Source organism: Dietzia sp. CQ4, from assembly GCF_014145125.1.
GTDB classification, from domain to species: domain Bacteria; phylum Actinomycetota; class Actinomycetes; order Mycobacteriales; family Mycobacteriaceae; genus Dietzia; species Dietzia natronolimnaea.
The window spans coordinates 1-7566 of sequence record NZ_JAALDZ010000031.1; the positions used below are offsets into that span (position 1 = coordinate 1).

Consider the following 7566-nt stretch of genomic DNA (forward strand, 5'->3'; position numbering starts at 1 on the left):
CAAGCCGCGTGACTAACCCTGTCACCTACTCGTGCACCAGCCCCCCGAGGGGTTCATCACGCTCGTCGACCGCAAAAAGGACATGATCATCACTGGCGGCGAGAACGTCTACCCGATCGAGGTCGAGCAAGTGCTCTACCGGCACCCGGCCGTTCGTGAAGTGGCCGTCGTCGGCGTCCCCGACGTCCGCTGGGGCGAGACCCCGGTGGCCACCGTGGCGCTCCAGGACGGCGCCGAGCCGACCGGCGAGGAACTCATCGCATACACCCGGGAGCGGCTTGCCCACTTCAAGTGCCCCACCAGGATCGAGTTCGTAGCCGAGCTGCCCCGCACAGCGACCGGCAAGGTGCTCAAGACGGTGCTACGGCAGCAGCACGGCGGCAACGAACACGCCGTGCGCCGCTGAAGCCCAGTTCAGACTGCTCCCGACGCCCGGCGCAGGTCACTATTCGAGTGAGAGGAATCGGACGGCGACCTCGGAGATCTTCCGCGCTGTCGCGGTTCGGTCCCACTTGGGGAGCGCAAGATGACTGACCGTCAGTCGCACCAGGGTGTCGGCCGCGTCGATGACATCGTCCGGGGGGAGACCCGGGTAACTCTCCGCGACCCATCCGGCCAGGGTGTCGGAGGCGAGGTCGAGAAGCGGCGCGGATGTCGTGAGCAGCGGGAGCATCCCCGTGGACGCCTGACTTCCCGCATCAAGGTCGCGGTTGGAGATGAGCACCGCCTTGAGCAGGGGGCTGCGCCCGGCCTCGTTCAAGGTGTAGTCGACGGCTGCTGCGATGCCCCGCTTCGCATCGCCGATGTGCGCCTCCAGCGCGCCCCGGATGCCCTCGAGAAAGCGCGAGGCCTCCCGGAGTACGACTGCTTCTCCGAGGCCGGCCTTGTCACCGAACTCCTTGTACAGAGCCGCCCGCGACACCCCGGCACGATCAGCCACCTGCCCCACGCGCACCCGGTCCCAGCCGCGGTCGACAGTCAGGTCGTGGGCAGCCTCGAGGACAGCCAGGCGCATGTGCTCCTTGAATCGTTCGCGCATGGACGGTGCCCGCATGACAGAAAGGTTAGCGATTCCTGTCTCGCGATCGACTCGCGTCACTGACTTGGACACGGCCACACGCTACCTAGCGTGCTCGTCGGCCAGTTGGTCGACCATCGCTGCGAGGGTGTCCTGAAGTCTTTGCACGCCCACAGCGGCTGCCGTCGCCGACGGCAGTCCTCGGAAGTCCTCGAGCGGGACCGGGTCCCCGACCAGCAGGGTGACCCGACGACGGCGGCCCAGCACCACCCTTCCTTCGTAGGCTGGTGCGATGGCCTGCACACCCCACTGGGCAACGGGGATCAATGGGGCTGACGTCTCGAGCGCGATGCGAACAGCACCCGACCTGAGCGACATCAGACGCACATCCGGTCGGTTCGTGATCGATCCTTCCGGATAGACGACGACAAGGGCGCCGCGATCCACTGCTTCGATCGCGGCGCGGATCCCAGCTCGCCCGTCGGAACGGTCGACCTGGACGTGGCCGGCCGACCGAAACCACCAGCCCACTGCTCTGCTCTGAAACAGGCTTGCTTTTGCCATGAACCGGGGGATCCGGCCCTGGGCGAGGACCATCTCCGCGAGGAAGAGCGGGTCGGCTTGGGAGACATGGTTGGCCGCCAATATTGCACCCCCCGACCGGGGAAGGCGCTCCGTGCCGCGCCAGTCCGCTCTCCTGACGAGCAGCAGAAGGGGTTTGCAGACGACCAACGCGAACCACCATGCAGGGCCGCGAGCGTCCGTGGGTGCGCGTCGCACGTCTGCGGACTGATGCGAGTCACGGGCGCCCGGAACCAAAAGTCTCATCCCGGGCCCTGCCGTCGACCTCCAAACCATCGTTGTTCACCTCGGGGGGCAGGCGTTTGATGATGACCACGAGCAGTGGTCAGTCTGCTTGGTCACACCGCCACCTCCGGCGGCAGGGGGGGTCGTGTCGACGGCGGCCCCTTGGCCGAGCATGCGGTTGGTGGTCATGAAGTCCCTTGGGCGGTTGACGCAGCCAGCGGCGACCAGCTCGCCCTGCCTGAGGTAGTAGCGGGTGCGGTTTCGGTCACTAGTGGGCCAGGTCTTCGAGAAGGAGGTCGCTTGTAGGGCAGCATCGGCTCGTCACCGGCCCACGATGTCACCGGACCAACCCTCCTGGCGGAGACGGGTGGCAGGCTGCGCGCCGGCATGGCTGGCGCCGTCTACCACCGCGCGCCGAGCTCATCCGGTTCCCTTGGGGGTGAGCTCGACCATCAGCTTGCTGATGCCGCGAACGAAGTTGGACTGCACGTACTCCGGCTCACCGACGACATCGATCCTCTCGAAGCGTGGGAGCAGCTCCTCCCAGAGGATCCGCAACTGTAGCTCGGCCAGTCGGTTGCCCATGCACCGGTGTACGCCGAACCCGAAAGCGATGTGGTTGCGGGCGTTGGTCCGGTCGATGATCAACTCGTCCGGCCGCTCGAACACGGACTCGTCCCGGTTACCTGACGCATACCACATGACCACCTTGTCACCCTTGCGGATGAACTGGCCGTTGAGCACGGTGTCGGTCTTGGCGATCCGGCGCATGTAGGCAAGAGGGGTCTGCCAGCGGATGATCTCCGAGACCATGTTGGGGATCAGGTCCGGATTGGCCTTGAGCTTCTCGAACTGGTCGGGGAACTGGTTGAGCGCGAGAACCCCACCACTCATCGAGTTGCGGGTGGTGTCGTTTCCCCCGACGATGAGCAGGATCAGGTTGCCGGCGAACTCCATTGGCCGCTTGATCAGGTCCTTGGTGGCCTCGTTGCTCTGCAGCATCGTGATCAGGTCGAACCCGGGCTCCTCTCCCTCCGCCAGGCGGGCGGCTTTGTCGTGCCACAGTGCGCTGAGTCCACGCGCCAGGTCGACCATGCCGCGGAACAGTTCGTCGTTGTCGGAGGGGCCTCCGTTGGCCTGCTCCATGGAGGTGGCCAGGTCCGACCACTCGACAAGCTTGTGGCGCTGCTCGTAGGGGAAGTCCAGCAAGGTCGCCAGCATGCGCGCGGTGAGCTCGATCGACACCGTCCTCACCCAGTCGAAAGGCTCGTTGACGGGCAGGTTGTCTAGGACGTCCTTGACGCGCTCCCGGATGAGGCCCTCCATCTCGCGCAGGTTCTTCGGAGCTACCACGCCTTGGACGGCGCTGCGTTGAACGTCGTGCTTGGGCGGATCCATGGCGATGAACATGGCGATGTCCATGAACCGCGGCGGCGTCCCGATGACGATCAGGGGCTCGGCGGAGAAGGCCTCGTGGTTCTTGTCCACCGCGATGATGTCGGCGTGCCGCGTCACCGACCAGAACGGCCCGAACGGACTGTTGGGCTGGTAGTGCACCGGGGCCTCGTTGCGCAGGCGCTCGAAGTAGGGGGCCCACTGCCCCTGTCGGTACAGGAAAGGGTTGCTGAGGTCGATGTCTTCGAGCGCGAGTTCTTCGACCGGCGGGATCGGGCTTTCGACGAACATCTTCTGCCCGTTCGTGCCCGTTAGCCAACGTCGGCTCTTGTCGTAGAGGTGCGCGGCCTGGACCTGGCGATCCAGGGGTATGGCGGCATCGACCTTCGTCTTCACTGTGTCAGGGATCTTCATCTCGTCAACACCTCCTGTTACATCTGGAATTCGGGCAACTGCACGGTCAAGCCGTCCCATGACCGGGAGACCTGGACTTGGCACGACAGCCGCGACGTCGGCTGCCGCTCGGGGTTCATCGACAGCATCTCCTCCTCCTCCGGGCCGGAGGGGCCGACCTTGGCGGCCCAGGCGGAATCGACGATCACGTGGCAGGTGCCGCACGCGGCCTCTCCGCCGCAGTCACCATCGATGCCCGGAATGGCGTTGTTCGTGGCGACCTGCATCAGCGAGCAGCCCTCCTCGATGGGCGCCTCGTGCTTCTCCCCGTCGTATGACACGAAGGTAACGACTGTCATCTACAACTCCCTCAGTATTGACTACGTCATCGACATTTTCTCCAGTATTGTCGTTGATATCGGCGGTGACCATGTTGAACCGTGTCATCCTGCTGTGAGATCGGGTCACGTGAGGAGCGCTGTGTGGAGGAACGAGCCGGGCGTCCCAGCGCTTGCCTTCGCGCAGCTGCTGGTCAGTCCGGCGATCGATCCGGACAGTGCCGAGCAGTTCCGTGCCACCATGGCGCGCGAGGGAACCGGGGAACTGTCTCTGATCCGGACCCAGGAGCAGGCACCGCTGCGGTGGTTTCGTGAGGTCTACCCGGACCTCGATGCCGAGCAGGCAACGAAGCTGGGGATCGCCTGCGCGGAACAGGCTCAGCTCACGTCCTTCGGGCCGTTGAGCGTGCCGCTGGTCAGCGCAGGAACCGTCGCCGAGGTCGTTCAGCTGTTGACCTATCTTCCCGTGATCACCGAGGCCGTCACCGCCCAGTCCGATCCCCAGCGCGACGACCTGACGATCCGGCTTACCGGGAACGCGGCAGACCCCGACCTGGACTGTCTCGCCGTCACCTACTGCGGACTCGCCCTCATGCGGTTGGTCGACCGACTGGTCGACGACGCGTCGGAGGTGACCATGCATAGTCGCTGGCCGGAGCCGAGCAGCGGGGCTCGAGAAGCCTGGCCAGGGGCGCGGCTCATCTTCAACGCCCCCCTGTCCTATGTGCACATCCCTGAACGGACGCTACACGCGGCCTGCCGCTTCCCCGACCCAGTCGCCTTCGACGTCGCCGTCACCAGCCTCCAGCAGGCGCTCGAACGTCAGGCCGGTAGCCCGGAGTTCACCCGCAGAGTGCGGGCGTTGCTCGAGGACGGGTCCGGGGTGAGGACCCTCCAATCGGTCGCGAATGAGTTCTCGATCTCCTCGAGCACCCTGAAACGCCGCCTCGCCGCGGAGGGAATTAGCTTCCGCGAACTCCTCCAGGAGTCACTGCTCGACCGCGCCCGGATACGGCTGCTCGACCGCTCCACGTCTGTCAGTGAGGTCGCCGCCGAACTGGGCTACAGCGACCTCACGAACTTCTCGCACGCTTTCAAAGGATGGACCGGCAGCTCACCGAGCCACTTCCGACGCGCCCACCAGCCCCCTGGAGTACCACTTCCGCAGCCCCTCAGAAGGACCGCGCCCGGTGGGAGTGGCTCATCCGGTGCTCCCTTATGAGTCCACGGATCCTTTCGGAGTGGTCTCTCCGGTGGTAGCTGGAGGAGTGAAGGCATCGTCAGGCCCCGCAGCGGCGGTGACCATAGGTCCGTAGGCCTGGTGGAGGGCAGACAGAATGCGGCCCAGGGGGAGGTCGTCGAAGTTGCCGTGGTCTCGTACGTACTCCATGTGCCGAGTCCCGTCGGAGGTGAAGGCGTGCATGAGCGCGTCACCCTGTCCGTCGAAGTCGACCGGGGGCACGCCGAATCGTTCGCATAACTCGACGTTGAAGGCGGGTGTGGCCTTCAACCATCGTCCGTCGATGTAGGCGCTGCAATAGCCGTGATAGACGAACAGGTCCGTGCCACCCATGACGGCTCGTAAGGTGTCGGTCTGCAGATGGTTCCGCACATCGGCGAAGCCGAGTCGGGTAGGGATGCCCGCGGCCCGCAGAACCGCGGCCAGTAGCACCGCCTTGGGCACGCAGTAGGCGCGGCCAGCCTGGAGGACGTGGCTCGCCCGGTAATGCTCAGGATCCTCGGAGACCGAGTAGGGGTCGTACCAGATTTGGTCACGCACTGCAGCAAAGAGCAGGGACGCTCTCTCTCGGGGGCTCGACGCACCGGCGATCACGTGCTGGGTGAAGTCGCGTACCGAAGCGTGGTCGTGATCGAGGAAGAAGGTCGCCTCAAGGTGCGATCCCGGCGCCGGCGTCATCGCCGCACCGCGGTGTTGACCAGACCGTCAGCCTTGAGCGCTACGGCCGCGCGCGGCCAGCTGGCCGGCTGCTTGCCGGGCACTGCCGAGATGCAGGCGCCGGGCATCCGCCGCACCAGGTCACCGACCTCTTCCAGCCACCGGTCGCACACGGGGCGTCGCCCTTCCAACGCGGGACCGCTTCGACGGGCTCGGGGTGCGCCCATTTCGGGCGAGAGGACCCTCATCGCGCGCTCAACAGACGGTCATCGTCCACAGCAACCCCCACGCTCTTGGCGAGATCACGCATGGTCAGCCAAACTTGATGGGCGATCCGGGCGGTCACCTCTTCCTTCGACTCATCGTGGTGGTCCAACCACCAGATGATCCCCGCGTCGACCATGCCCATCAACCCCGCCATCACGCCGTCCGGGGGATCGACTTGCACTTCGGATGTGCGCATATATGCCGAGGCTGCGGCCACCACCTCGCCGAGGAACCGTGTGCGCCCCAACCTGGCCCGGTGTGTTTCCTTGTTCTGCTGGCGCGCCGCCATGAAGCGATACAAGTTGGGATGACCGGCAGCCCATCCGATGGCAGCGCCTATCACGCCTTCGATGATGGCGGGAGCTGTACCGCTCACACGCAAGGCGGGACGAACGGTGTCGATGAGCTGATCAGCCGCGAATCGGAGCACTTCTCGTTCGAGATCTTCCTTGCTGTCGAAGTGCCGGTAGACGTGAGGCCGCGCAACCCCCGCCCGTTCCGCGATCTGGGCAGTACCGACGCCGGGACCGTACTCCTCGATCGCACGAGCCGCAGCCACCACGATCTGCTCTCGCCGTGCCGACCGGTGCGATTGGTGCGCCGTCGATCGGCGCACCACGGCCGTGTCCACCCACCTCGCAAGATCCACGACCACATTCTAACCCGAAAGGGACTGGCGCGGTACAGGGTGTACCCGTAGCCTTCGGGTACACCCTGTACCCGGCACATACTCCCTGGAGGACCCATGCCCAGCCGCCGTTCACCCTGGATGAACCAGGACCTCGACGACTTCCGTCAACTCGCCCGGACGTTCTGCGAGAGGGAGATCAAGCCCAACATCGAGCGGTTCATCGAACAGAAGCGCGTCGACCGCGAACTATGGACCCGCGCCGGCGAGCTCGGCCTGTTGTGCACCTCCATTCCCGAGGAGTACGGCGGGGGCGGCGGCAACTTCTTCCACGAGGCAATCCTTATCGAGGAGCAGGCCCGCATCGGTGACAGCAGCTGGGGGGCTGCACTCCACAGCGGAATCGTGGCGCACTACCTGCTGAACTACGGCACCGAGGAGCAGAAGCGCGAGTGGCTGCCCAAGATGGCCTCCGGCGAGGTCGTGACCGCCATTGCGATGACCGAGCCGGGGACCGGTTCCGACCTCCAGGGAATCAAGACGAAGGCAGTCAGAGAAGGCGACCACTACGTCATCAACGGAGCCAAGACCTTCATCACCAACGGCTACCACGCAGACATGGTGCTCGTCGCCTGCAAGACCAGCCCCGAGCAGGCTGCTGCAGGCGTCTCACTGGTCATCGTGCCGACCAGCTCCGAAGGATTTCGACGCGGCCGTGTCCTCGACAAGATCGGCCTCAAGGGGCAAGACACCTGCGAGCTCTTCTTCGATGACGTACGTGGATAGTGCCCCGTGATGTGGTGGGAATCGGTTCCGCGTCTGG

The 7566-nt window shown here is 65.3% G+C and carries 8 protein-coding genes and 2 pseudogenes; 3 read left to right on the top strand and 7 right to left on the bottom strand.

Annotated features, from left to right (window positions below):
- Window positions 1-46: 46 nt before the first annotated feature.
- A pseudogene (locus G6031_RS02160) lies at window positions 47-406 on the top strand (o-succinylbenzoate--CoA ligase); the annotation flags it as partial.
- A 39-nt stretch (window positions 407-445) separates the two neighbouring features.
- Here G6031_RS02160 and G6031_RS02165 read toward each other — a convergent pair.
- From G6031_RS02165 to G6031_RS02185, 4 genes are all read right to left on the bottom strand, one after another.
- Window positions 446-1015: a TetR family transcriptional regulator gene (locus tag G6031_RS02165; RefSeq protein WP_182652302.1), complete on the bottom strand. Its 570-nt coding sequence runs from the start codon at window positions 1013-1015 to the stop codon at window positions 446-448.
- A 105-nt stretch (window positions 1016-1120) separates the two neighbouring features.
- Window positions 1121-1798 (bottom strand): lysophospholipid acyltransferase family protein, encoded by a 678-nt coding sequence (locus G6031_RS02170; protein ID WP_347238427.1) that lies wholly within the window; start codon window positions 1796-1798, stop codon window positions 1121-1123.
- 447 nt (window positions 1799-2245) lie between these two features.
- A complete protein-coding gene (locus G6031_RS02180; RefSeq protein ID WP_182652298.1) occupies window positions 2246-3634 on the bottom strand; it encodes a cytochrome P450 in 1389 nt (462 codons plus the stop codon).
- Window positions 3635-3651: 17 nt separating this feature from the next.
- The gene (locus G6031_RS02185; RefSeq protein ID WP_182652299.1) at window positions 3652-3972 is read right to left on the bottom strand and encodes a 2Fe-2S iron-sulfur cluster-binding protein; all 321 of its coding nucleotides are present in this window, start codon (window positions 3970-3972) and stop codon (window positions 3652-3654) included.
- Window positions 3973-4093: 121 nt separating this feature from the next.
- Between G6031_RS02185 and G6031_RS02190 the strand changes: the two genes are divergently transcribed.
- Window positions 4094-5173, top strand: a complete 1080-nt coding sequence (locus G6031_RS02190; protein ID WP_347238428.1) for a helix-turn-helix domain-containing protein — start codon at window positions 4094-4096, stop codon at window positions 5171-5173.
- On the opposite strand, the gene G6031_RS02195 is transcribed toward G6031_RS02190, so the two are convergent.
- Genes G6031_RS02195 through G6031_RS02205 form a run of 3 tightly spaced genes read right to left on the bottom strand, consistent with a single transcriptional unit; the run spans window position 5168 to window position 6764 of the window.
- Window positions 5168-5869, bottom strand: a complete 702-nt coding sequence (locus G6031_RS02195) for a transglutaminase-like domain-containing protein (protein ID WP_182652300.1) — start codon at window positions 5867-5869, stop codon at window positions 5168-5170. The two genes, G6031_RS02190 and G6031_RS02195, sit on opposite strands and share 6 nt — an antisense overlap.
- Window positions 5866-6075, bottom strand: coding sequence for a hypothetical protein (locus G6031_RS02200; protein WP_182652301.1), 210 nt, complete (start codon window positions 6073-6075; stop codon window positions 5866-5868). The genes G6031_RS02195 and G6031_RS02200 overlap by 4 nt, the downstream gene beginning before the upstream one ends.
- Window positions 6076-6092: 17 nt before the next feature.
- Window positions 6093-6764, bottom strand: coding sequence for a TetR/AcrR family transcriptional regulator (locus G6031_RS02205; protein WP_347238429.1), 672 nt, complete (start codon window positions 6762-6764; stop codon window positions 6093-6095).
- 96 nt (window positions 6765-6860) lie between these two features.
- On the opposite strand from G6031_RS02205, the pseudogene G6031_RS02210 reads away from it, so the two are divergent.
- A pseudogene (locus G6031_RS02210) lies at window positions 6861-7523 on the top strand (acyl-CoA dehydrogenase family protein); the annotation flags it as partial.
- Window positions 7524-7566 lie beyond the last annotated feature (43 nt).

Bases quoted from the DNA above. Each gene is read 5' to 3' on its own strand.
- G6031_RS02165 (WP_182652302.1), bottom strand. From the start codon at position 1,015: ATGCGCCTGGCTGTCCTCGAGGCTGCCCACGACCTGACTGTCGACCGC.
- G6031_RS02180 (WP_182652298.1), bottom strand. From the start codon at position 3,634: ATGAAGATCCCTGACACAGTGAAGACGAAGGTCGATGCCGCCATACCC.
- G6031_RS02185 (WP_182652299.1), bottom strand. From the start codon at position 3,972: ATGACAGTCGTTACCTTCGTGTCATACGACGGGGAGAAGCACGAGGCG.
- G6031_RS02195 (WP_182652300.1), bottom strand. From the start codon at position 5,869: ATGACGCCGGCGCCGGGATCGCACCTTGAGGCGACCTTCTTCCTCGAT.
- G6031_RS02200 (WP_182652301.1), bottom strand. From the start codon at position 6,075: ATGGGCGCACCCCGAGCCCGTCGAAGCGGTCCCGCGTTGGAAGGGCGA.